At 59.9% G+C, this 22,400-nt stretch carries 23 protein-coding genes; 11 read left to right on the forward strand and 12 right to left on the reverse strand.

The window, feature by feature from the left end; all coding sequences use genetic code 11:
* Positions 1–9: 9 nt before the first annotated feature.
* The 3 genes from RBH20_RS16455 to RBH20_RS16465 are packed head-to-tail and all read right to left on the reverse strand — an operon-like array spanning position 10 to position 3,220.
* A complete protein-coding gene (locus tag RBH20_RS16455; RefSeq protein ID WP_306710614.1) occupies positions 10–783 on the reverse strand; it encodes a CDP-alcohol phosphatidyltransferase family protein in 774 nt (257 codons plus the stop codon).
* A 45-nt stretch (positions 784–828) separates the two neighbouring features.
* Positions 829–1,212: a hypothetical protein gene (locus RBH20_RS16460; RefSeq protein WP_306711216.1), complete on the reverse strand. Its 384-nt coding sequence runs from the start codon at positions 1,210–1,212 to the stop codon at positions 829–831.
* Positions 1,213–1,261: 49 nt separating this feature from the next.
* Entirely contained in the window at positions 1,262–3,220 is a 1,959-nt protein-coding gene (locus RBH20_RS16465; protein ID WP_306710617.1) for an aldo/keto reductase, read from the reverse strand.
* An 89-nt stretch (positions 3,221–3,309) separates the two neighbouring features.
* Here RBH20_RS16465 and RBH20_RS16470 point away from each other — a divergent pair, with 89 nt between their 5' ends.
* The 6 genes from RBH20_RS16470 (at position 3,310) to RBH20_RS16495 (ending at position 8,485) form a co-directional block, all read left to right on the forward strand.
* Positions 3,310–4,179 carry a hypothetical protein gene (locus RBH20_RS16470; RefSeq protein WP_373567974.1) on the forward strand — a complete coding sequence of 290 codons (870 nt, stop codon included), beginning with the start codon at positions 3,310–3,312 and terminating at the stop codon, positions 4,177–4,179.
* A gap of 135 nt (positions 4,180–4,314) precedes the next feature.
* The gene (locus RBH20_RS16475; protein ID WP_306710622.1) at positions 4,315–5,295 is read left to right on the forward strand and encodes an oxidoreductase; all 981 of its coding nucleotides are present in this window, start codon (positions 4,315–4,317) and stop codon (positions 5,293–5,295) included.
* Positions 5,296–5,334: 39 nt separating this feature from the next.
* Positions 5,335–5,712, forward strand: coding sequence for a 6-carboxytetrahydropterin synthase (locus tag RBH20_RS16480; RefSeq protein ID WP_306710625.1), 378 nt, complete (start codon positions 5,335–5,337; stop codon positions 5,710–5,712).
* A complete protein-coding gene (locus RBH20_RS16485) occupies positions 5,709–6,776 on the forward strand; it encodes a glycosyltransferase family 4 protein (protein WP_306710627.1) in 1,068 nt (355 codons plus the stop codon). The genes RBH20_RS16480 and RBH20_RS16485 overlap by 4 nt, the downstream gene beginning before the upstream one ends.
* Positions 6,773–7,669, forward strand: a complete 897-nt coding sequence (locus RBH20_RS16490) for a class I SAM-dependent methyltransferase (protein WP_306710631.1) — start codon at positions 6,773–6,775, stop codon at positions 7,667–7,669. Before RBH20_RS16485 ends, RBH20_RS16490 begins: the two co-directional genes overlap by 4 nt.
* Before the next feature lie 57 nt (positions 7,670–7,726).
* Positions 7,727–8,485, forward strand: a complete 759-nt coding sequence (locus RBH20_RS16495) for a GTP cyclohydrolase III (RefSeq protein ID WP_306710633.1) — start codon at positions 7,727–7,729, stop codon at positions 8,483–8,485.
* Between the two features lie 308 nt (positions 8,486–8,793).
* On the opposite strand, the gene RBH20_RS16500 is transcribed toward RBH20_RS16495, so the two are convergent.
* Entirely contained in the window at positions 8,794–9,237 is a 444-nt protein-coding gene (locus RBH20_RS16500) for a MaoC family dehydratase (protein WP_306710635.1), read from the reverse strand.
* A 156-nt stretch (positions 9,238–9,393) separates the two neighbouring features.
* Here RBH20_RS16500 and RBH20_RS16505 point away from each other — a divergent pair, with 156 nt between their 5' ends.
* The 3 genes from RBH20_RS16505 (at position 9,394) to RBH20_RS16515 (ending at position 12,148) form a co-directional block, all read left to right on the forward strand.
* Positions 9,394–9,744 carry a hypothetical protein gene (locus RBH20_RS16505; protein ID WP_306710637.1) on the forward strand — a complete coding sequence of 117 codons (351 nt, stop codon included), beginning with the start codon at positions 9,394–9,396 and terminating at the stop codon, positions 9,742–9,744.
* A gap of 300 nt (positions 9,745–10,044) precedes the next feature.
* Positions 10,045–10,953: a permease gene (locus RBH20_RS16510; protein WP_306711218.1), complete on the forward strand. Its 909-nt coding sequence runs from the start codon at positions 10,045–10,047 to the stop codon at positions 10,951–10,953.
* Positions 10,954–11,119: 166 nt separating this feature from the next.
* Positions 11,120–12,148 (forward strand): hypothetical protein, encoded by a 1,029-nt coding sequence (locus RBH20_RS16515; protein WP_165897456.1) that lies wholly within the window; start codon positions 11,120–11,122, stop codon positions 12,146–12,148.
* 90 nt (positions 12,149–12,238) lie between these two features.
* Here RBH20_RS16515 and RBH20_RS16520 read toward each other — a convergent pair whose 3' ends face one another.
* Positions 12,239–12,712: a hypothetical protein gene (locus RBH20_RS16520; RefSeq protein WP_306710643.1), complete on the reverse strand. Its 474-nt coding sequence runs from the start codon at positions 12,710–12,712 to the stop codon at positions 12,239–12,241.
* 93 nt (positions 12,713–12,805) lie between these two features.
* Here RBH20_RS16520 and RBH20_RS16525 point away from each other — a divergent pair, with 93 nt between their 5' ends.
* A complete protein-coding gene (locus RBH20_RS16525) occupies positions 12,806–13,495 on the forward strand; it encodes a hypothetical protein (RefSeq protein WP_373567968.1) in 690 nt (229 codons plus the stop codon).
* Positions 13,496–13,547: 52 nt separating this feature from the next.
* On the opposite strand, the gene RBH20_RS16530 is transcribed toward RBH20_RS16525, so the two are convergent.
* Positions 13,548–14,174 carry a hypothetical protein gene (locus RBH20_RS16530; protein ID WP_306710648.1) on the reverse strand — a complete coding sequence of 209 codons (627 nt, stop codon included), beginning with the start codon at positions 14,172–14,174 and terminating at the stop codon, positions 13,548–13,550.
* A gap of 457 nt (positions 14,175–14,631) precedes the next feature.
* Here RBH20_RS16530 and nth point away from each other — a divergent pair, with 457 nt between their 5' ends.
* Positions 14,632–15,333, forward strand: a complete 702-nt coding sequence (nth, locus tag RBH20_RS16535) for an endonuclease III (protein WP_373567969.1) — start codon at positions 14,632–14,634, stop codon at positions 15,331–15,333.
* 211 nt (positions 15,334–15,544) lie between these two features.
* Here the strand turns inward: nth and RBH20_RS16540 are convergent, their stop codons facing one another.
* The 6 genes from RBH20_RS16540 to RBH20_RS16565 form a co-directional block, all read right to left on the reverse strand.
* Positions 15,545–16,960 carry a sodium-dependent transporter gene (locus RBH20_RS16540; protein ID WP_306710651.1) on the reverse strand — a complete coding sequence of 472 codons (1,416 nt, stop codon included), beginning with the start codon at positions 16,958–16,960 and terminating at the stop codon, positions 15,545–15,547.
* A 176-nt stretch (positions 16,961–17,136) separates the two neighbouring features.
* A complete protein-coding gene (locus tag RBH20_RS16545; RefSeq protein ID WP_306710654.1) occupies positions 17,137–17,835 on the reverse strand; it encodes an ABC transporter ATP-binding protein in 699 nt (232 codons plus the stop codon).
* Positions 17,835–18,641, reverse strand: coding sequence for an ABC transporter ATP-binding protein (locus RBH20_RS16550; RefSeq protein WP_306710656.1), 807 nt, complete (start codon positions 18,639–18,641; stop codon positions 17,835–17,837). Before RBH20_RS16550 ends, RBH20_RS16545 begins: the two co-directional genes overlap by 1 nt.
* Positions 18,641–19,795 (reverse strand): urea ABC transporter, permease protein UrtC, encoded by a 1,155-nt coding sequence (urtC, locus tag RBH20_RS16555; protein ID WP_306710658.1) that lies wholly within the window; start codon positions 19,793–19,795, stop codon positions 18,641–18,643. The genes RBH20_RS16550 and urtC overlap by 1 nt, the downstream gene beginning before the upstream one ends.
* A complete protein-coding gene (gene urtB / locus RBH20_RS16560) occupies positions 19,796–20,734 on the reverse strand; it encodes an urea ABC transporter, permease protein UrtB (RefSeq protein ID WP_306710660.1) in 939 nt (312 codons plus the stop codon).
* Between the two features lie 2 nt (positions 20,735–20,736).
* Positions 20,737–22,044, reverse strand: coding sequence for an urea ABC transporter substrate-binding protein (locus RBH20_RS16565; protein WP_306710662.1), 1,308 nt, complete (start codon positions 22,042–22,044; stop codon positions 20,737–20,739).
* Between the last annotated feature and the right edge of the window lie 356 nt (positions 22,045–22,400).

Genomic DNA, 22,400 nt, shown 5'->3' on the forward strand with positions numbered 1-22,400 from the left:
AGAGACGTATCAACGCTGCCGGTCGAACCACTCGCGGGGAAGGCGACCGCTGGCGACGAGGAAGTCTCGGAGGAACACCGCGAGCGACGGGGCGATGACGACCGGTGTGAGCTTGAAGACCAGTTCTGTCGGCGCCGTAGGGACGAGTGCGGCAGTAATGAACACCATCTGGACGCCGGCGAGATACTTCCCGAGGTCACTGTCAGGCCGCTCAAAGACGGGCCGGTTTTGGTATCGCCGCCAGCGAATACCGCCGACGTAGACGTAACGAGCAGCCGACAGTGAGAGGTACAAGGCGGGAAGCTGACCCCAAAGGACTGCGACAAGCGGTGCGACCACGAACCCGAAAGTGTCGAAAGCTATGTCCAACCGCGTGCCCAATTGGGTTTGCTTACCGACGGTTCGGGCAACGGTGCCATCAAGCTTATCCAGCACGACGCCAGCACCGTAGCAGGCCGCCGGAACCCAGACGAGATCGGTCGTCGCCGGCACCACGAGAAAGCCAGCGACGACAGCATAAAGCCCACCGCGAAGTAGCGTCACCGTGTTCGCGATCCCGAAGGTGTAGCGCCAAGGGTTACCGGCGGCCGGCGTGACACTGAGCTTTCGGCCGACGTACCAGAGCTGTCCGGCCCAGCAACAGCCTGCGACGACCGCCGGGTGGAACATCCAATGGGTCATCGCGTCTGCGGGAAACAGCACGCCGACAATGGCAGCGATAATGAACCCGCCGACAACCGAAAGTTCGACAGGGACCCCGCCGTCACCGTGTTTCTCGGCCATCGACACCTCCCGGCCGCCATTCATCCGCCGCTACAGTAGCACAGCTCATCGCAGCAGCGCAACGAGGACCGTCAGCAGGACAAGCTGTGCGACCTTGTCGACTGCCCCCAGTGTTCCAACATCAGCCGGGAACGATTTTGGCCCGGTGGCGAAGTTGACGTAGTACCACAACAGTATCTGGACGAGCGTGAACGGGACACCGACGGCGTAGACGAGTCGGCGTCGAATACCCAGGATAACCAGCACAATAGCGCCGAGAAACCCCAGCCCCGCGAGGATAAAGCTGATACCTATACCAGATGGGGCTAGCCTGACACCGAGCAGGAGGTGTATCGCGGCCGTGACCAGTGCCGCGACGACACCGATCCAGTGTCGGCTGTCTAGCGAAGCTACATCAAGTGAAGGTCCCTGTGTCTCCGTCGCGGCCATGGGTTTGATTCGACTTTCAGTCATATAACAACACTCCCAAATGTGTCGCTCACCGCTCGAAATCCGGCCGTTGAAGCCCGGTGATTCTGGTACAGGCCTCGGCGTCGAGTCGCTGTCCAGCGGCGTCTATGTTCTCGACGATATGAGATGGTGTCGTACTGGACGGAATTGGAACGACGCCCTGTGTGACGTTCCACGCCAGCACCGCTCCGGCTGGTGATAAGCCAAACGCCTCCGCGATATCCACCAGAACTGGTTCGTCAAGCAATCCGGGAGCCGACAGCGGCGAGTGTGCGACGACCCTAATGCCTCGCTCGTGACAGTACTCGACGAGGTCAGTCCGTGGCTGGTACGGATGGCGCTCAACCTGGACGAGTGCCGGCCTGACAGTCCCGCTCTCGATGACCGTCTCCAGTTGGGGCTGCGAGACGTTACAGAGCCCGAGCGTGCGCGCCCAGCCCCGCTTGTGGAGGGTTTCCAGATTCGCCCAGGCTCGCTGGAGCGAGACCGAGTCGGTCTCGATGTCGCCCGCGTCGTCCTCGGGGAAGGTCAATGCCTCCTGGCGCTCGATTGGTTTCTCGGCCAGTCGATCTAAGCGCCCGCTGTGAGCCCACGCCTCTGGCCAGTGTAATGCGTAGCAGTCGAACGCGTCGATGCCTAACTCGTCGAGACTGCCCCGACAGGCCGTAAGCATGTGCTCCTGACGATGGTTCGTGCGCCAGACTTTCCCGAGCAGGAACACCTGATGCCGGTCGGGCGCGCCCGGAGCGGCAAGGATACGGCCGATACGGTGTTCATTACCGTACAGTTCGGCGCTGTCGAGCAGTCGGTAGCCGGCATCGAGGGCCGCCGCAATGGAGTCCGCGCGGTCGACGTACGTTCCGTTGCGGTAGCGGGAACAGCCAAACCCGACGGCCGGGAGCCGAATCGCTTGCTCTTGGCTACTGTTCGGGGTGACTGTCGGTGCTGGCTGAGGGGCGGCCGCCACGCCGTAGTCGGACACGGACTCCGGCCCACTCGTCTCCGCAGTCGTCTCAATCGCGTTACAGACCGCGACAACGTGGGCGCCACGGCGGCCCGTCTTCCGCGACGGAGAACCACGATTGACACTGGCCGCAAGCGACTCCACCGGGTCGAGATAGCGATACGGTTGTGTGGGGTGCTGGGCGGGCGCGTCGATGTATTCGCGGCCGACGCGACCATACTGAACGGCTGAGGGGCTGTCGGCCATTGCGCCGGTCCCGCGGAGATACAGCGAGCCGTCGTCGCCGTGGAGTTCGAGCCCGTAGAACTCGCGACTCCGGTGTGGCGCGTAGAAACTCGCGGTTAGCCGCACGGTCAGACCGCCGTCAAACGCGAGCGTCGCCTCAATGTGGCTCGGGACGGACGGCCGTTTTGCCTCCCGCTCGGGCCAGCTATCGAGTGCAGTAGCGGACTGGACGGATTTGACGGGGCCAAACCACGAGATCAGCAGCGCGAGCGGATAGACACCGCCGTCGTAGAGCGGCCCAATAGAGAGAAACGAATCGGGCCGGTCGTGCCAATCGGTCACGCGGCCGACGTGAGCGTGGGCGTATCCTAGCTGGACGGGACCCATACGACCGTCGGCGAGCAGTCGTCCAGCACGACGCTGTGACGGCCCCTGGGGCGTGCCCGGGGCACAACCAAGCGCCAGATTCCGGTCCCGGGCCAGCGCAAGCAAATCGGCGGCGGCCGCCTCTTCCAGTGCCAACGGCTTCTGCGAGTACACGTGTCGCCCTGCTTCGAGTACCGTTCGAGTCACCGATGCGTGGGCAGCGTGGTTCGTCAGGTTCACCACCAGCGGAGCGTCGACGGCGGTGAGCGCGGTGTCGAGGTCGGTAAACGCCGGGCAATCGTGTTCCGCGGCGAGTGCCTTCGCCCGGTCCGCTTCGAGGTCACAGACGCCCGCCAGCGAGAGCGGGCCATCTGCCAGCTCTGCCGCGTACTCCGCCGCGATACTGCCCGCACCGACGAACAGACAGTGCACACTCCGATAGAGGCGTCCTCACATATATATCATATCGACAGTGGGGTTTTATTCGCCGCCGCCGAATGCCAGACGTGACAGAACCGGGGATGAGCCGGCTGGGGACGGCGTACTTGCGCGCGTTGCAGGCGCTGGGCCGGCGGATTCCGTACGGAACGAACGTCTACGAGCGCGAGTGGGACGTACTCGTCGTCCTCGACGCCTGTCGAGCGGATCTGCTACGGACGGTTGCCCCCGATATCGAGTTGTTCGATTCCGTCTCGACGGTCCGCTCGATCGGGAGTTCGTCCTCGGAGTGGCTCGAAAACACGTTCCTCGGTCATCCGGAAACAGCCCACACCGTCATGGTCACCGGCAACACGTGGACAGACCGGTATCTCGATGCCGATGCCTTCGCCGCGCTGGACGAAGTCTGGAAGTACGCGTGGGACGAGGATTTGAACACCGTCCCGGCCGCGGCTATCACAGACCGGGCCATCGCGCAAACCCGGTGTCTGGACCCCAAACGGTTGGTCGTCCATTACATGCAGCCACATCACCCGTTTATTCCCGACCCGCTGGATAGTGACGGCGGGCTGGCCCGCAATGGAAGCCACAGTAACACGGCGAATCCGTGGGTTGCGCTCCGCCGCGGCGAAGTCTCGCCGGAGTGCGTCTGGAACGCCTACGAAGCAAACCTGCGGTACGTCCTTCGGGAAGTCGAAGCACTCGTCAAAAACGTCGACGGCCGAATCGCCGTCACCGCAGACCACGGTAATCTCTTCGGGGAGTGGGGGCTGTACGGCCATCCGATGCACACGCCAGTCCCGGCGCTACTGGCCGTGCCGTGGGCTGAGACGAGCGGCGTCAATCACGGCCAGCGCGAGCCCGAACTGACGCCACCCGAGCCACTCCCGGTTTCGCGTGTCTACGGTGCTGCGAGTGACAGGGACCGACTCGACTCGCTTGGATACTTATAATTCTTGCTGAGATACCTTTTAGTCCGAGAAAGCCTGGATTGAAGACGTGCATCCCCGGAGCCGTCGCCGCGTTCGAGCTGGGTCGCACCGAACCATCGGCACCGGTTCACACTCACGCCGCCAGGAGCCAGTATAATGCCCGCCAAAGCGCTGTACTTTACTGGCTCGGAATCAGTCAGGGTCGACGAAGAGACGGTGCCCGACCCTGGTCCCACAGAGGTCCGTGTCCGGACAGAATTGTCGGGCATCAGTCCCGGAACGGAGCTGTTGGTGTACCGCGGTGAGGTCGATTCGGAGCTTACGACTGACGAGACGATCGACGCCCTCGACGGCACATTCTCGTATCCCCTGCAGTACGGCTACGCTGCGGTCGGCTGTGTCACCGCCGTCGGGGAGACGGTTGACGACGGCTGGCTGGACCGGCGTGTGTTCGCGTTCAACCCACACGAAAGCCACTTTCTCGCCGAGCCGTCGTCGCTCATCCCCACGACATTACCACCGGAACAGGCAGTATTCATCCCGAACGTCGAGGCGGCGGTCAACTTCGTGATGGACGCCCGGCCGCGTATCGGCGCTCGGGTGGTCGTCTTCGGCCAGGGCCCGGTCGGGCTACTGACGACCGGACTCCTAGCCGAGTTTCCGCTGTCGTCGCTCGTAACAGTCGACCCCTGTGCTGGCCGCCGTCGACTCTCGGAAGCGCTCGGTGCAAACCGGTCGGTCTCCCCGGGGAATCTCAGTGACGCCGACGCCGACATCACCTTCGAACTCTCGGGGAACCCCACCGCACTCGACAGGGCGGTCGACGCCACTGGCTATGCAGGCCAAGTCATCGTCGGGTCGTGGTACGGCTCGAAGGACGTCTCACTCGACCTCGGGCACCACTTCCATCGGAGCCACATCCGCTTTCGCAGCAGTCAGGTGAGCCGAATCGACCCGGACCACGCGGACCGCTGGGACAAGGACCGCCGACTGGACGTTGTTCGGTCGTGGTTGAGTGACACCGACCTCTCAGCGCTGCTGACACACGAAATCGACATCGAACGTGCGGCCGACGCGTATCAACTCCTAGAGAACCGGCCAGATGACGCAGTCCAGGTCGTGTTGACGTACAGCTGACACCCGAAATTTAGGTTTGCCCCGACCGTTTGTGCAGGCATGTACGCGACGACAGTGCGGACCGAGTTCGTGGCACAGCACTACCTCACTGTCCCAAACCCGGGCCTCGAAGGTGACCCACACTCACACCACTACAGAGTTGAGCTGTGTTTCCGGGGCCCCGAACTCAACGAGTTCGATTACATCGTTGACATCGACGATGCCGACACAGCCCTGTCGTCACTCGCCGGCCGGTACCGGGACACGATGCTCAACGAACTCCCGGAGTTCAAGGGGTACAACCCCAGCGTCGAACGGTTCGCCCGGGTCATCTTCGAACGTGTCATGGAGCATGTCACCGACGAGACAGTCACCGAACTGTCAGTCACCATCTGGGAGGACGACGAGGCTGCTGCAAGTTACGACGCCGCCGTATGAGGGTCGGACTGACGCTGTACGGGAGCCTCGACGAGCAGTCGGGCGGGTTTCGGTACGATAGAAAACTCGTCGAGGGACTTCGTGACGCCGGAAACACCGTCGAGTGTATCCAGCTCCCCTGGCGTGACTACCACAGAGGACTCCTCGACAACGGGTCGCGCAAGCTCCGCCGGCGACTGGACGTCGACGTCGACGTTATGTTGCAAGACGAACTCGCCCATCCGTCGCTCGTCCGCACGAACCGTGCCCTCTCATACCCGATCGTCAGCATCGTCCATCACCTACGGGCGAGCGAGCCGCGCCGACTCGCGCCGCTGTACCGAGCAGTCGAGCGACGCTATCTCGGGACTGTTCGGGGCGTCGTCTGTAACAGTACTACGACCCGAGGCGTCGTGACCGACTTGGGCGTCAACCCCAACAACACCGTCGTTGCGCCGCCGACCGGGGACCGGTTCGCCCCCGAAATCGACCGGTCAACAGTCGAGCAACGGGCCACCACCGAGCCGCTACGAGTCGTTTTCGTCGGGAACGTCACGCCTCGAAAGGGACTGGATACGCTCGTCGACGGTGTAGCCAAGGCAGATGCCGACATCGAACTGACCGTCGTTGGTCGCCCTGCCGACGCGGCCCATGTTACTGCGGTCCGGAACCGCGTCCGAGAACACGGTCTGGATGACCGCGTACAGTTCACGGGGCGGCTTCTGGATTCCGAACTGGCGAGCACGCTCCGGTCGAGCCACGTTCTCGCAGTGCCGTCCCGATACGAGGGATTTGGCATCGTCTACCTGGAGGGGATGAGCTTCGGACTACCGGCGCTCGCCACCCGGGCGGGCGGAGCAGCCGACATCATAACTGATGACAAAACGGGGGCACTCGTCGACCCCGACGATTCGGCAGCTGTCGCCCGCGAACTGGAGCGGTTCGCTACCGACCGGGACCGACTGGCCGAAATGGGGTGGGCCGCAAGACAGAGCTATGAGGCGCATCCAGACTGGGAGGCGACGGTAGCGCGTGTCCGCGGCCTGCTGTCCGACATCGTACAGCCCGCGGAGGTGCCGGCGTGACGGGGTCCTTCCAGCGGTATCTGCGGGCCAAGCAGACTATCGACGACCGCGCGGTGGACCGCCGGCTGATCGAAACCCTCCGCGAGCAGTTGGCGGCCCGGGCAGCCGACACTGACGGACCACTACGTGTCCTCGAAATCGGGGCTGGCATCGGCACGATGCTCGCTCGCTTCGTCGAGTGGGACGTGCTTCCTGCGGGCGATATCCGCTACACAGCGGTCGATATTCAGTCAGAGAACCTGGCCCACCTGCCCGACTATCTCCGTGACTGGACCGCCGACCGGCAGATATCAGTGGGAGACAGTCCACCCGTCCTGGAAGGCGAAAACCGACGGATTCGGATTGAGACGGTCCAGGCCGAAGCGGTTGCATACGCCGAAGCCGCCGACGGGGAGTACGACCTCCTCATCGGGGCCGCCCTGCTCGACATTCTCGACCGTGAAGAGCTGGCGACGCTACTCGAACCGCTTGCACCCGGTGGTCTGTACTACTTCCCGATCACGTTCGACGGCGCGACGCGTTTCCAGCCCAGCCATCCGGCCGACCGAGCGATCGAGGGTCACTATCACGACCACATGGACGCAAAACAGGGCGGAGACAGCCGCGCCGGCGGCACCGTGCTTGCCCGACTCCAGCGCCTCGACGGCACGACGCTCTCGGCGGTGGCCGGATCAGACTGGATCGTCCGGCCTATAGACGGAAGTTACCCGGCAGACGAAGCCTACTTTCTCCGCTACATTCTCGATACAATCGGAGATGCAGTCGATGAGGTGACAGGTAACGACTTCGAGGACCTTGAGACCTGGCTGGCACGCCGGCGAGAACAGGTCGCTGCAGCCGAATTACTGTATTACACACATCAGCTGGATTTCTTTGGGTGTATCGACTCGTAAACCGGTGCTACTGACTGATTTCCAAACACAAACATAGGTCAGTTCCTGAATACCTATGTGACAAATACGCAGGTAACTCTGGTTCAGATTGACAACTATGGCCCGTGGACAACAACGCCCGAACCACGCCGCGAGGTTGACCTCCAGACGTTACAGTCGCGTCTGTTCGCTGATGTCTCGCAGTTGGTTGGCAACATGGACGGGTACGCCTTCTTCGGCAGGTTCGACAACATGGTCGCCGTCACAAACGGCCTCGATGCGTCCGATCATATCCGCATCCAGGAGTCGTTAGGCAACCGCTATCCGGTGACGGTAAGCATGAGTCTCGAAGCCCGTTCCTCGCCCGTCCAAGCCCTAGGTACCGCCTCCCGTCGCCTCCAGGATACCGGAAGCGCTCAGGACAGTACCCGCCGGGAAGTCCTCCAGGGGGACCCCGCTACCAGTCGGAGTGACGATGATGTTCAGATTGCGCATTTCGATGTCAACGACGCCACAGGCAAGTACACTGACCGCCTCAACGAGTTCGATACTTTCATTCGCATCGAGCAGGGCTACGCGGAACTGATGCGATATCTCCGGGAAGCGCATGAGTCACTGGCATTCTTTGTTGGCGGCGACAACGTCATTGCCGTCTGTTCGGAGATGGGCGCATCGGCATATCGGGATACGATCACCCACGTTCGAGATACCGTAGATGTAGACCTGAAGGTCGGCGTCGGTCGGGCACGCACCGCCCAAACCGCGGGCATGACTGCAAAACACGAACTCGAACACTGTCGAGACACCGGTTCGGCCGTTGAACTCGGCTGGCAGTAGCGAATACGGGCACGTACCCGAACATAGACCGAATTCGGCTGAGTGCCATTGGGTGTGGAGAAGGAATGTCATATAAGTGGTACTCGGATGTGGTATACTCCTTTGCTACCTCAGGGGCGCATATTTGTATCTAAGCTTCCGCATACAGCCAGCATATCGATGTGAAAGGGTACACTCATCGACAGGTGCCCATACCGAGAGTTGTTTTTGTAGAAATGTTATTGAAGCAGATATCAATATGTAGCTGCCAACGAACGCCGCCAGTTCAACGAGTTACACACAGGAATGCAGACGGCTTGCGTGTGTCGTCACTCGTCGGTTTCGCGGCGGATCATGGCTGTCGCCTCGTATGAAATAACCAGTTCGTCGTCCTGATTCAGACCTTCGTAGCGGGCGGTGAGGTACCCCCGGCTCGGATCACTGTCAGAGGGACGTTTGTCGATGATTTCGGTTCGTAATCGTAGCGTATCACCGGGCTGGAGTGGCTGGTGCCAGCGGAGATTGTCGACGCCGACGCCAGCCTGTGTTGCCATGTCCTCGCTGGTCTCGACGTTGAGACGCATACAGATCGCGGCGGTCTGCCACCCGGAGGCGACTAGCCCGCCAAAGACTGAGTCCTTCGCTGCCTCCTCGTCGGTGTGGAACGGTTGTGGGTCGTATTTCTTGGCAAATTCGACGATCTCGGATTTCGACACAGTGTAGCCATCCGACTGGCGCACGTCGCCGACTGCGACATCCTCGTAAAATTGCATATAATTATGAAGATGATGGACAGATAAAAATCCGACGTGGTACAGCCGCTGGTAAAATCCGAGTTGCCGCGATGAGATTGACGACACGGGATACATGTATATCGTATATCCATCTTAAAATATATATTGTAGTTGTTACATAGATACGATGTCGATATGCCCTCCAGCAGTCTTGCACTCCTCTCGGCGACCAGTGAAGAGTGGCGTTTAGCACGCGAAGACCTCCACATCAGAAATGCCACTGACACCAAGCATGATATCCAGGTGAAAATATACGATGACGAGGAATGGTGTCATACAGCACACTATCATCTTCTGGCAGGCCAGTCGGGGTGCTCGGTCAGCCTGTTACAGGACGGCTGTTACAAGGTTAAGGCCGTTCTCGACGGACAGCACGAGTCAGTCACTGCCGTTACAGTCTCTGATGAGCCTGAACAGACCATCTTCATCCACATTCAGAACGACAGGCTCACCATTGAACAAGGAGTGACTCCCTCGAGTCACTGAACCGACTTGTCGCTTCGTCCTACTCGAAGTACTTCCGCGCTGAAGCGCGAGGAGTCCCACGGTGGGACAGGGGGTCCAGAAACGACCTGTTCTCGCGGGCATACTCCGCCCGTATACTTGTCGAACAGGCGTGGTACGAATCCCAATTGTCAGCTTTATTCCCGCCGTGAAAGGCGGTTTCGCCTCGAGTTATCGTAACTAAGATTGAGTTAGCTCATCTTTAACACCCATCCGAACAAAATAACAAATTGAATGAGCCCTGCATCTACATCGAACAGGTCCCCTGAATCTGCCGATCCTGTGTCGGGCTATCGCGACAGGCTCAGGTCGATTTATCGCGATTATATCGGCGAACCGGATAAAGAGCGAGACATCTATATCGGGTTTGGCCTCTTTTTCGCAGGAGTCACCCTGGCCGTTGTCGGATTCGGCCTCTTTTTGTACAGTAACGCTCTGGAATCCGGGAGTACGCTGTACTGGCAGATCCGAGAGGTCGCACTCGTCGTCGGATTCATCGGACTGCCCTCCGTGCTATTGAGCGTCGTCGTGCTCCTCCCAGTGGGTTTGAAGACCCGAGTTATCAGTGCCGCTGGCACAGTGTTCTGTCTCGCTGCAACTGTGATTCTGGTTGACGTTTTTCCGTACGGGTGGACGACCAGTGAGGGAATCAACGGGAGCGTCTGGACGATCAGCGTCTACGCTACTGGCCTAGTTACACTTGTCGCTTCGACAGGAGCGGCACTGGTCGCACACTACCTCGAGCGCGCGACAACGCCAGCTGAGTCAGCCGAGCCGGTTGACTCGGCCGAGAGTGAGTCAGAGTCAGTCAGCAAAGCAGACGTAGACAGCGACATAGAGCAAGCGATGGAAGGGGCGGAGCTATCCTGGGGCGGCGTCGAACAACAGCCCAAGACCAAGCGGCTGAATCTGGATATGCCGGACACAGACTCCGACCTCGACCAGACGGCCATCGAGAACTCCGAGGCGACCACGACACGGGCCGACAGCAACGATGTTGACGACGCAGTAGATGGACTCAGGCAGTTGCAAGGTGGCCAATCAAAGACGGATCGAAGTACTGGAACCGAAGAGCAGGTCAACGCTCTTACCGAGTTCCGGAATGAGCAGGCCGAAGACGATGATGTGGAAACTGGTGTCGAAGAGCAAAAGGGCCTTATGAGCCGTCTTCAGTCATTGTTCTTCGAATAAACAGTCTAATTGGTCCCTACGCCGTCTACTGTGGCAGTTTCGTTGGGTTGGTTTTACCATGTTAGTATCCCCCTACACTTTCTTCGCTCCAAAGTTGGTACGTAAGTTGTAATTTGTTCTATAGTATAGGCTAGTTTTTTCAACTTGGTGGGAGGAATACAACCGTATGCCCCAAGGTCTCGATGTCGGTACGATGAACCTCCTGTCTGCACGTCAAGATGGGAACGAGACAGTGTTCGTGCAGCAGCGGAACTCCTTTGTTGAAATTGACTACAGCGACATGGCCGAACAAATGCTGTCGAGAAGTGACGTTCTCCACATTCGCAAGGATGATCGGGTCTATATCGTTGGCGATGACGCTCTGAATTTCGCGAACATCTTCAGCGAGGAGACACGCCGACCGATGCAGGCCGGGATTCTCTCAAGCGACGAGCAATCAGCCATTCCGATGATTAAGCTCATTACTGAGCAGGTGGTTGGGCAACCGGAGTACCCGAATGAGCGTCTGTTTTTCTCAGTTCCTGCAGACCCCATCGACGCTGATGTTTCAACGCTTTATCATCAAAAGACGGTTGAGTCTCTCCTTACTGATATGGGATACAGCCCAGAGCCGATCAATGAGGGGATGGCCGTCATCTACTCGGAACTTGCAAATCGTGAGTTCACTGGTCTCGGCATCAGCTTTGGCGCTGGGATGACCAACGTTTGTCTGTCGTACTATGCAGTCCCCGTAATGAAGTTCTCCATCGCACGCGGTGGTGACTGGATCGACGAGCAAGCTGCACAGGCGACCGGCACGCCCGTCGATAAGGTTACTTCTGTCAAGGAAGAAGACTTCGCACTCAACTTTGAGACGGATGTCGGTGGTATCGAGGGGGCGCTGAGCATCTATTACGACAATCTCCTCGACTATGTCATCGAAAACATCATCAGTGAAGTTGATGAGGAGGACGTCGAGGAAGGATTGGATGTCCCGGTCGTTGTGACTGGCGGAACATCGAGTCCTGATGGCTTTGAAGAGTTGTTCGCCGAACGGATCAATGACTCCGAGATACCGTTCTCGATTAGCGATGTCCGCCAGGCCGAGAATCCACTGTATAGCGTTGCGCAGGGAGCACTCGTTGCAGCGCGGTCGGAAGAAGAGCGCGAAGGGCAAACCGAGCAGCCCGAAGAACCAGACGCCTCCGCTGAGTAACGGGTACTCCCGCATCGAAGCACTGCTCGCCGGCATCAACCAGTATCTTCGCTTGGTCCTCGTTCCAGATGACACAACTGACGTTGAATGTTACTCAGTTTCGTCTCCGTTTTCGTCGGCTTCAGTGTCCCCGTTTTGACTGTCCGCATCGTTCTCGTCAAAACTGGCTGTACCCTCCTCGCTTGATTCACTTTCGCTCTCGTCGATAACGCGGTTCAATTCGTCAGCAGCGTCCTGTCGGAACTTGTTAGCATCAGACCCCAGAGAGATGCCGACCGCAACACCAGCCTGTTCAAGCGAGAACTCTGGTCGGTCTGTGGATTCGTCACTCTCTGGAATCGGGACACTGGGTGTCCGGCCAGTATTCTCGGGTTTACCGGGGGTAGGATCAGGATGCTGGTTGAACCGGGCAAAGGCGAATTCCCAGGACTCTGGAGAAGGTGCCTCGTTGTGATGAGACGTAGAGAGGTCTGCGAAGCCGCACGATTCACAGACAATCGCCGTCTGGTTACCGGTAGCAAGCGTATACGTGCTGAGGTCGGAGTCGCAGCGGGGACACCGCATATAAGATCATGCGTGTCTCTGCTATACAATGGTTCCGTCAGTTCTCCCCCTCTAGGGAACGAGTTATGAGTTGGGCGACCGATGTTGAAGGCAATGCCGGAGATCGAGATTACGGACACACAACAGGCGGATTTAACGGCAATTCAAGAGGACCTTGAAGACGCATTCATCGAGACATACGGTCATATTCGTACGCAAGATGTGGTTGACTACCTCCTCGATACATACAGACCGCCGGAGCAGCTCGAAGGCGAGCAAGGCCTGAGCCGTCCCGACTACGAGCGAATCGCCTCAGCTGAGTATCCGGAACTCCAGCGAATCGCATCTGAGGTGTCGGAGGTTCCCGGAAGCGGTATTGAAGCCGACGAAATGCGAGGGAAGCTGCTCTCGGCGCTCGGGACAGGTGAACTTGCGACTCGCCTTGCAGATGTCGAACCCGAGACGAAGGCGGACAAAGGTGATGAAGAAGCGGCTACTGGTCCAAATAACTCGGCGGATGCGCCCGGCGACGGACACGATAAGACACAAAGCGATACGTCGGGACAGGCTGGTCTAGCACCCGATACCGGCGAAACAGGTGATGCAACCAAGCCCAACGAGACGGCCAATAACGCCCCGGGAGACACCCTGTCGGTCGCTAACCGTTTGCTGACTGAACATGACGAAAAGTGGACTCGGTCAGATGAAACCGACGAACCATACGAAGTCACGCTCCCAGACGGTTCAACAGTGAGCGCACGGACAAAAGATGACGTACGAAAACTGCTGTTCCAGAACTATTGAGCGGACACTCATTGTAACACTACTATTCCACGGTGACCATCTCTCTATGGGGTCACGTCTCGTCGAAGGCTTGCGACTCGCCGTCGGATGTGTCCTCGAGGTAGCCGACTCGACACTGTGGACAGACATCGCCGGGAAAGTACGACGATTCACTCACAGGGAGTTCGAACTCACATCTTGGGCACCGATATGTGGGATCTGAGTCAGTTGTTGTACTCTCTAAGTCGTCCGCTGTGTGCAAACTCTCGTCTCGGCTGTTTTCAGTACTTGATTCTTCAGAAGTTTCAGACGACGGGTGCACAGTGTCTGAAGCATCGTCAATGATGACTGCATCATCGCTATTCGGTGGCGTAGAGTCATCATCATCTGGCTCTTGTGTCGCTGATTCAGACAGGATCACAGCATCGTCGGTCCGCTCCGGTGGTGTCGATGCGGTCACCGCCGTGGATGCATCACTCATTTCTGCATCCGAGGATGGGTCTGCGACCGTGTCCAGAGCGTCCGCCGTCGGTTCGGAAGCATCGGTTGATTCCGTTTCCGCCGCCTGACCCGTGTCTGTTGCCTCGGTCTTGCCCTCTGCATTCTCTCTCCGTCCCACTTGCCGCTCGGTTTCGGCTGTGTATTCGGCATCGTCCGACCGCTCGTCATTTGCTGTCGATTCCGCTATGTTGGATATCAAGCCTCGATTCTCAGAGATATGGCGGATATGTCCACATCGCTGGCAAGACCTGTATTCCCGAACGGTTAGAACAGTGCCGCGCTCGCCTTCATCGTACGACTCCTCTATTTTCGAATCTCCAAATTCATGTCCAAATAGTTCACAGCGCATCCCCATGCATGGCCATTTACTTCGTGTAGGTAAGAAGGTATTCACACTCAATGACACCTATATCTCGGTAGGCTCAGGCGAAGCCGTCTATGACTGTGATCGCTAAATGCAGTTGCTGATACTGACGGGGAACTTGCCCGGGTAGATAGCCCCGATAGCGATCTTGCTGCTCCCTGCTCACAGTCCAGTGAGTGGTATGGCTCCGTCGGAAGGCGTCTCAGGCAAAATATAGAGTCGGCGTGGACCAGCGCGGGTCAAAACCGAACGAGGTCGGTGTCTTGAAGTCGGTCTGGGCCTTGGCAGGGATATGTCGATGACTGAGGAGTGGGACGCCGCCAGTGTTCGTGACCTGCACGACGACCTCGTCTCGCTGCACGGCCCGGTCGAACGCACAAGCGACCACGGCGCCGACGCCAGCGCCGACCCTGGCGAGGGAGTTCGACAGCTGGTGACGACGATTCTCTCACAGAACGTAGCTGACGAGAACACACGCCGCGCTTCCGAGGCACTGTTCACGGCATACGGCGACTTCGCGGCTATTGAAGCCGCAGACCACGACGAACTGGCCGACACTATCCGCGTCGCCGGGCTCCCTGACCAGAAGGCCGCCCGCATTCAGCGGGCGCTTGCGGCCATCCGCGAGGAAACCGGTGGGGCCTACTCGCTTGCCTTCCTCGACGCCATGCCTACCGACGAGGCGAAAGGCTGGCTCACCGACATCAAGGGCGTCGGCCCAAAGACCGCCAGCGTCGTCCTGAACTTCCACTTCGGGAAGCCGACAATGGCTGTCGACACCCACGTCGAGCGGGTCTCCAAGCGGTTTGGGCTGGTGACCGAGTCGGCAACCAACAAGCGCGCCCACGACGAGCTAGGCGCACTCATTCCCGACGAGCTGACCTACCCGCTGCACGTCCTGCTGATTACCCACGGCCGGGAGTTCTGCTCAGCACGTAATCCCGACTGTGCTAACCCCGTCTGCGAGCGCTACTGCAGTTGCGAAGAGTGTTAGCGCCGGACGACGGCACAGAATGTCGGAACACATTGTATGGGCTAGTGCTGATTTTCAACGGTAAGCTGGTGACAGACAAAGTCATCAACTTGTGATCGGGAGATAATTTCACCGCCGTTTCAGGCGAGTGGGTCGAGGTTGTCGTGGCCCGTAGTTGTGCGTGAGACGGACACCGATTAGACGGCTTCTGGAGATGAACGAAATCAGGACGCTAGTGCGAACTCAGCCGGTCGCTCCGGCTTCCACTTCGAACGATGACAGCCAGCGCGACGGTGCCGATGACAGCGATAATCGCTCGGCCGCCGAGTCCCAGCGACATCCCGGCGAGCGACGCGAGCGTGTTTGTCAACAGGAACAGCACGACGACGGGGAGAACCCAGCTAACGGTCAGAAGCCACGGCTTTGCTACCCATTCGAAACGGTCAGTTCCAGCGCGAAACTCGGCCAGCGCTTCCCCACGCAGCAGCCAGCCGACGATGACAGTGAACGCGAACAGCCCGACGGTCAACATCAGGTCTGCGAGCGTGCCGGAGACGAACTGGAACACCGAGCTTGTGAGTGCCAGCCCGCTCCCAGTGGCCGCAAGCAGGACCGAGACCAGCACTGTGGCCCGACGTCGTGGGACGCCGAAGCTGTCGACGAGCGTTGCCACCGGCGTCTCAAGCAGGCTGATACCGCTGGTCACCGCAGCCATCAGCACGGTTGCGAAGAACGCAGTCGCGACGAGTTCACCGCCCGGGAGCGTCGCAAATGCCGTCGCGAGCGCGACGAACAGCGCACCGGGGCCGCCCTGTCCGGGGTCGACACCCTGAGAAAACAGCAGCGGAATGACGACCAGTCCAGCGAGGACACCGATGAACGTGTTCGAGACTGCGATGACAAGTGTATCCCGCGGGAGCGATGCGTTGTCGTCGAGGTACGAGGCGTACGTCAGCATGACTCCGGCGCCGAGCGAGAGGGTGAACAGTGCCTGTCCCGCCGCTGGCCCGATGACGCTCAGGAAGTTCGCGGCGAGGTATTCGGCGTCGAAACTGAGATAGAACGCGTAGCCGGCGGCCGTCCCCGGTTGGGTGGCCGTCCACACGGCGAGGCCGAGCAGGATAATCACGACACCGGGGAGCATCACCTTCGAGACGCGTTCGATACCGTTGCTGATGCCGAAAAAGACGATGGCGGCAACGATACCGAGGAACAGCAGGTGAAAGGCGACCGCTTCGAGGCCGAAGCTCATTGCCCCGAAGTACTGCTGGGGCTGCGCGAAGTACGTCCCAACCGGCGAGACCAGTGTGTATCGGAGAATCCACCCGCCGACGACAGAGTAGAACGAGAGGATGACCAAGGTCGTCAGGACGTTGAACGCGCCCAGCCACGACCCCCAGCGGGAGCCGGTGAGCGAGCGCAACGCCGCGGTTGGTGTCTGCCGGCCACAGCGTCCGAGGACGAACTCAGCGAGCAGTCCCGGGACGCCGATGCCGACGACGACAAGCAGGTAGACGATGAGGAACGCGCTGCCACCGTTTCCGGCGGTCAGCCACGGGAACCGCCAGATGTTCCCCAGACCCGCCGCACCGCCGACGGCGGCAAGCACGAAACCGAGGTTCGATATCCATGAGTCACGATCGGACATTCGTGTACAGGTCTGTTCAGTGGGTACTCAAGTTCCTGTTGATTCGGTTGCTTGCGTGTAATCAGGAAGGAATTAGGTAGCCGACAGTCCAGCCCGCGTCCGAACTGCCGTCCGTCGTTCCACAGGCGACCGCCCGCAGGTGGGTGCCAGAGACGCGATACAGCTGAGAGTCCGTCTCAGACCGCGAGGTACTCCGCGATCGCGTCCTCGTCGGCAATCGTGGACGGGCCGAGTTCATCGACGACCGTGCCCCGCTCCATCGCGTAACAGCGGTCGGCCATCTCACGGATGACTCCGAGGTTCTGTTCGACGAACAGAATCGTTGTCCCGAGGTCATCGTTGATCGTCTGCATATCCTGGCTGATCTGGTCAACGATCGAGGGCTGGATGCCCTCGGACGGTTCATCGAGCAAGAGCAGATCGGGGTTCGACACCAGTGCGCGGCCGATGGCAAGCATCTGCTGTTGCCCGCCTGAGAGCGTCCCGGCCTCTTGACTGGCTCGTTCTTCAAGCACGGGGAAGTAGTCGTATATCTGGTCGTACAGCGTTTCGTCGCTGTCCGACCGGATGGTCTCGCCCATCTTGATGTTCTGTTCGACGGTTAGCTTGGGGAACACGTCCCGACCCTGCGGGATGTAGCCGATGCCGGCCCGGGCGCGTTCGTCGGCACTCGCGTGGGTCACGTCAGTGCCGTCGTAGCTGATAGTTCCCTCGCTTGGTTCCAGCAGTCCCATCACCGTTTTCAGGAGCGTCGTCTTGCCGACGCCGTTTTTCCCCATCACGCCGACGATTTCCCCCTCCTCGACGGAGAGATCCACGTCCCGCAGTATCGGTGTCGTGTCGTAGGCAGCGGAAACGTTGTCGAGTTCAAGCATCACGACTCACCTCCCAGATATATCCGCTGGACCGCCGGGTCGGATTCGATCTCTTCAATCGGCCCCTCGCGGAACACCTCGCCGTTGTGCAAGACGGTCACTTCTTCGGCGATGCTTGCGACGAAGTCGGTGTCGTGTTCGATGACGATGAAGGCAATCCCTTCCTCCTCGTTGAGCCGCCTGATCCGCTCAGCGATAGCTTCGCGCTCGGCCACGTCAAGTCCGGCAACCGGCTCGTCCAGCAGGAGCAGATCGGGTTCGAGCGCGGCGGCCATCCCGATTTCCAGCTGCTGTTGTTGGCCGTGTGAGAGCTGCGACGCAGCAACGTCCTCATAGCCGGTAAGGCCCGCAGCCTCAATGGCCTCGGCGACCAGCCGCCGTCGCTTCTCCCCGTCAGCGAACTGCTGGACGGGGAGCCTGACGTTCTCTCTGACACTCAGGTCACCGTATACGGACGGAACCTGAAATTTCATACTGATACCACGGGAGACCCGCTCGTGTGGGTCGAGGTCGGTGATGTCGTGGCCGTTGTAGTAGATACTGCCGTCACTCGCCTCGTAGGACCCGGTAATCAGGTTCAGCAGCGTCGACTTGCCTGCACCGTTTGGCCCGATGAGACAGCGGAGCTCTCCCTCGGCGACCGAGAAGTCCACGTCGTCGGTGGCAGTGAATCCGCCGAACTGCTTGACGAGCCCGTCGGTCTGTAGCAGTGTGTCGGTTCTGTCACCTGTTGCCAGTTCCGCGGCAGTCTGTCGAACATTCGGTCCGAGAGAGTCGATGTCGGATTCAGTTTCAGTATCACTCATTAGTCACTCACCTCACTCGGCGCGTCGGGTGCGTCGGCTCCGCTGGCTTCACCCGGGCTGAGTCGAGTTTCGACAATCTGATCGTGGAGCCACGGAACGAAGCCGCTCGGAAGGACCAGAATCGTCACCAGCAACAGAGTGCCAAGCAGGACCAGCGCCAGCTCTCCCGCCATCGAAATGCGGAGGTATTCGATGGCGAGCGTTGCGACGACGGCCCCAAGCAGGCTCTTTCGACCGCCGATACTCACCCAGATGACCGGCAGCGTCGCGAACAGCAGCGAAAACACGGTCGGGTCGATGTAGACGTTCCGTGCGGCGTACAGTACGCCGGACAGACCCGCCAGCGCTCCGCCGAGCGTGAACACGACGAACTTGACGCGGGTCACGTTGTAGCCGAACATCTCGGTGCGGTCCTCGTCCTCTCGGACGGCGACCATCACGCGCCCGTAGTCCGAGTTGACGAGGACCCGCAACCCGAGGTACGTCCCGACCAGCAGGAGGAGGACGAGGTAGTAGAACGGGCTGATCTCGAACGATCCGATTCCGATAACCCGCATCGGGAACGGGTTGTACATGAACTGGTAGGAAGCCCCCTCGACGCCAAGCGTCAACACCGGAATGTCCGGCATTCCGTTGAAGCCGCCAAGCGCCGCCTCGCCGATAGCCCACTCGGACCCGGCGGTCTGGGCCATGAACGTGTGCATGACTATCGTCGAGACGAGCGTGATGATAGTCACGTAGACATCCCGCACCCCGCCGTAGAACATGAAGTAGCCCAGTATCGCCGCGCTGAGGCCACCGCCGACGATACCGGCGACGACAGCGGCCGTGATACCGCCCGGAGTCGCATAGTTGATCGAGACGACACCGAACGTGTAGGCCCCGATGCCGAAGAATACGACCTGCCCGAAGCTCAGCACGCCCGAGTAGCCCCAGACGACTGACAGGGAAAGCCCCAGCAGCGCCAGCACCATGAACAGCGACAGCTGTGAGCCGTCACCGAAGGCCGGGTAGACGACAAGGGCCGCGACGGCGACGGCGAAGCCGACCCAGAACCCACGCGATTCCCCGATAGTGTTTGGCCCCTCGAACCGGCTGCGAAACCGACCCGGGAGCGACCTGTTCTCCTCGCCGTTTGCACTGTTTTTCGACATCTAGTCGCTCTCCTGTCTCCGTTTCCGCAGTTGTTCGATGAACCCGGTGATGCCGTCGGGGAGGAACCGGAGGGCGATGAGCGCAGCGACGAGCAACGCGATACGGCCGATGAACGTCCCGTAGAGGTTCGAGAACGTGGCCAGAATCGCCCCAAGAACGCCCCCCGACAGCGCGGTCCCGAGGACGACGCTCGGCCCCCCGACAACGACGGCGACGAACGCCTCAACTAGGAACTGGTCGCCCAGCGTCGGCTGCATCGTGATGACTGGTGCGAACAGCGCGCCCGTCAGCCCGGCCAACGCCGATCCGAACCCGAATGTTAGCATATACATCCGGTCGGTGTTGACGCCCATGGCCTGTGCCGTTTCCTTGTCCTGTATCGTCGCCCGGGCGCGCATCCCGAAGTCCGTCCGGGTGAACAGGTAGTAGGTAGCCAGGAGCAGCCCGATGCTGACGCCGGCCAGGACGATCCGGTACGTCGAGTACGAGAACGCCCCGTACGAGATTGCGCCGAACGGCGTCGCTATCTGGTCGATTGAGTTGCCAAAGCGAATTCGGGCCCCCTGGGTCAGTATCAGGCTGAGCCCGAACGTGGCGACCATCGAATCGGCCAGTCGGTCGTACAGCGGTTCGATGATATCGCGGCCCAGCGTCTGTTGACTGATGTAATTAGGCCAAGCTCCGGAGATAATCACCCGCTCGGTCAGAATCCCGAAGAGGCCGGTGACCAGACCGCCAACGAGCATCGCCACGACGAGCGGGAGGCCGAGTTGCGTCACGGCCAGCGTCGCGGTGTAGGCACCGATGAGGATGAACTCCCCATGTGCCAGATTAATGACGCCCATAATCCCGAAGATGATGGCCAACCCCGCCGCGGCAAGCACGATGAACGCGAAGCTATCGAGGAACTGAAGCGCGAGGTTGATCCCGTTTACCATCCCTACTCGGCCTCCTCGTAGTAGTCCACCGGGGTGTACTGGGTCTGCTCCGGGTTCTCGGGGAGGTTACAGCCGGCCGTCTCCGAGAGGAACGTTTCGGGAATCTGGCGGTTTTCGACGGCTTCGACGTTGTGCTCGTCGTCGGCGCGCATAATCCACATGTGGTGGTCGACGTGGTGGGTTGCACCGTCAAGGCGGATCGTCTCACCTTCCGGTGCTTCGGGTGCCTCCTCGGTGCCGAGTTCGATGCCCGACTCCAAGGCGTCGACGACTTCCGGCTGTTCGGTGGTCCCGGCCTGCTCGACGGCTTTCTTGTACATGTACGTCGAGAAGTAGTTGGTCTCAGCTTCCTCGTTGAGGTAGGGCGCGTCGGGGTACATCTCGAAGTACCGGTCGACGAAGCCGCCGTCGCCCGTGTTGCTGTCGGTCGGCACCTCCTCCATGTAGTTGACACCCGCGTAGATGTTGGCCATCGCCGGGGCGTCGAGCCGTCGGTGCTCATATCCCTGTGCCATCGCCGTCGAGGTGCCGATTGGCACGTCGAGGCCGGCCGAGGCCTTCTGTTCGTAGAACGACGTGTGGTTCGCCCCGACGAGCATCGACATGACGAAGTCCGGGTCGGCCTCCTGAATTCGGTTGATCGTCGAGCCGAAAGAGGATTCGCTGAGCGGGATGAACTCCTCACCAAGGACGTTTGCGTCGTTTTCGTTTGCCAGCACCTTCACCCAGTCCGCGGAGAGCTGGCCGAAGTTGTAGTCGGCCGCGATGGTGTAGATGTCCGGGCCGAACTCCTCGACCAGATACGGGAGGACGATACCGAGCTGTTGGCGGGCGGTCGGCCCGACCGCGAAGGTGAATTCGTCACAGACGCCGCCCTCGTACTGCGTGGTGTAGAAGTAGAGCTGTTCGTTGCGGTCGATTATCGGACGTATCGCCTCCCGGGTTGCCGAGGAGTAGCCGGCCCACAGCGCGTCAACGTTCTCCTCGTTGATCGCCGTGCGAGTCAGCTCCTGATAGCGCTGATTGTCAGACTGGGGGTCACGCTGGAACGTCTCAATCTGCTTCCCGTCGATACCGCCGTTGGCGTTGATTTCCTCAATGGCGAGCATCGACGCCTTTGCCTTCGGGTCGCCGACGAGAGCGAAGTTCCCAGACTGGTCCTCTAAAACCCCAATTTTGAGCGTATCAGTACTGCTCGCGGTGTCCGTCGAGGTGCCGCCTTCGCCGGCGGAACAGCCGGCGAGGCCGGTGGCGAGTGCGGCCCCGCTCGCGCCGAGGAATTGCCGGCGACTGAGGGGGGACCGGCTCATGCTTCCACCTCCGATACTAGGTTTTTGTTAGGATTGATATTTCCATCATCTTTGGTCATCTCTCGTTCTTTACTCACGATATCCGAACGTTCGTCCATGATGTCGTTCACAGTGTTGCCGTCTGGGAGGTGGCAAATAAGGTTTACCACTCTTATCTTATATTGTCCATCACACAGTCTTGATAGTATAAGGTCATCAAAGGATATGACGAATAGTCAGCCAAAGCAGTAGTACTGCTGGTGAAATTTGAACTATTCCGCTATTTTGTGTCGCTCTCGGTCAATGGGACAAAAGAACAAACTGCCGGCGTTGTTCCGGTGCAGTGACCTGTACAGCCGCTGTCAGTCAAATCTGGC

Origin of the sequence: Haloarcula sp. H-GB4 (genome assembly GCF_030848575.1) — an archaeon.
GTDB lineage: Archaea > Halobacteriota > Halobacteria > Halobacteriales > Haloarculaceae > Haloarcula.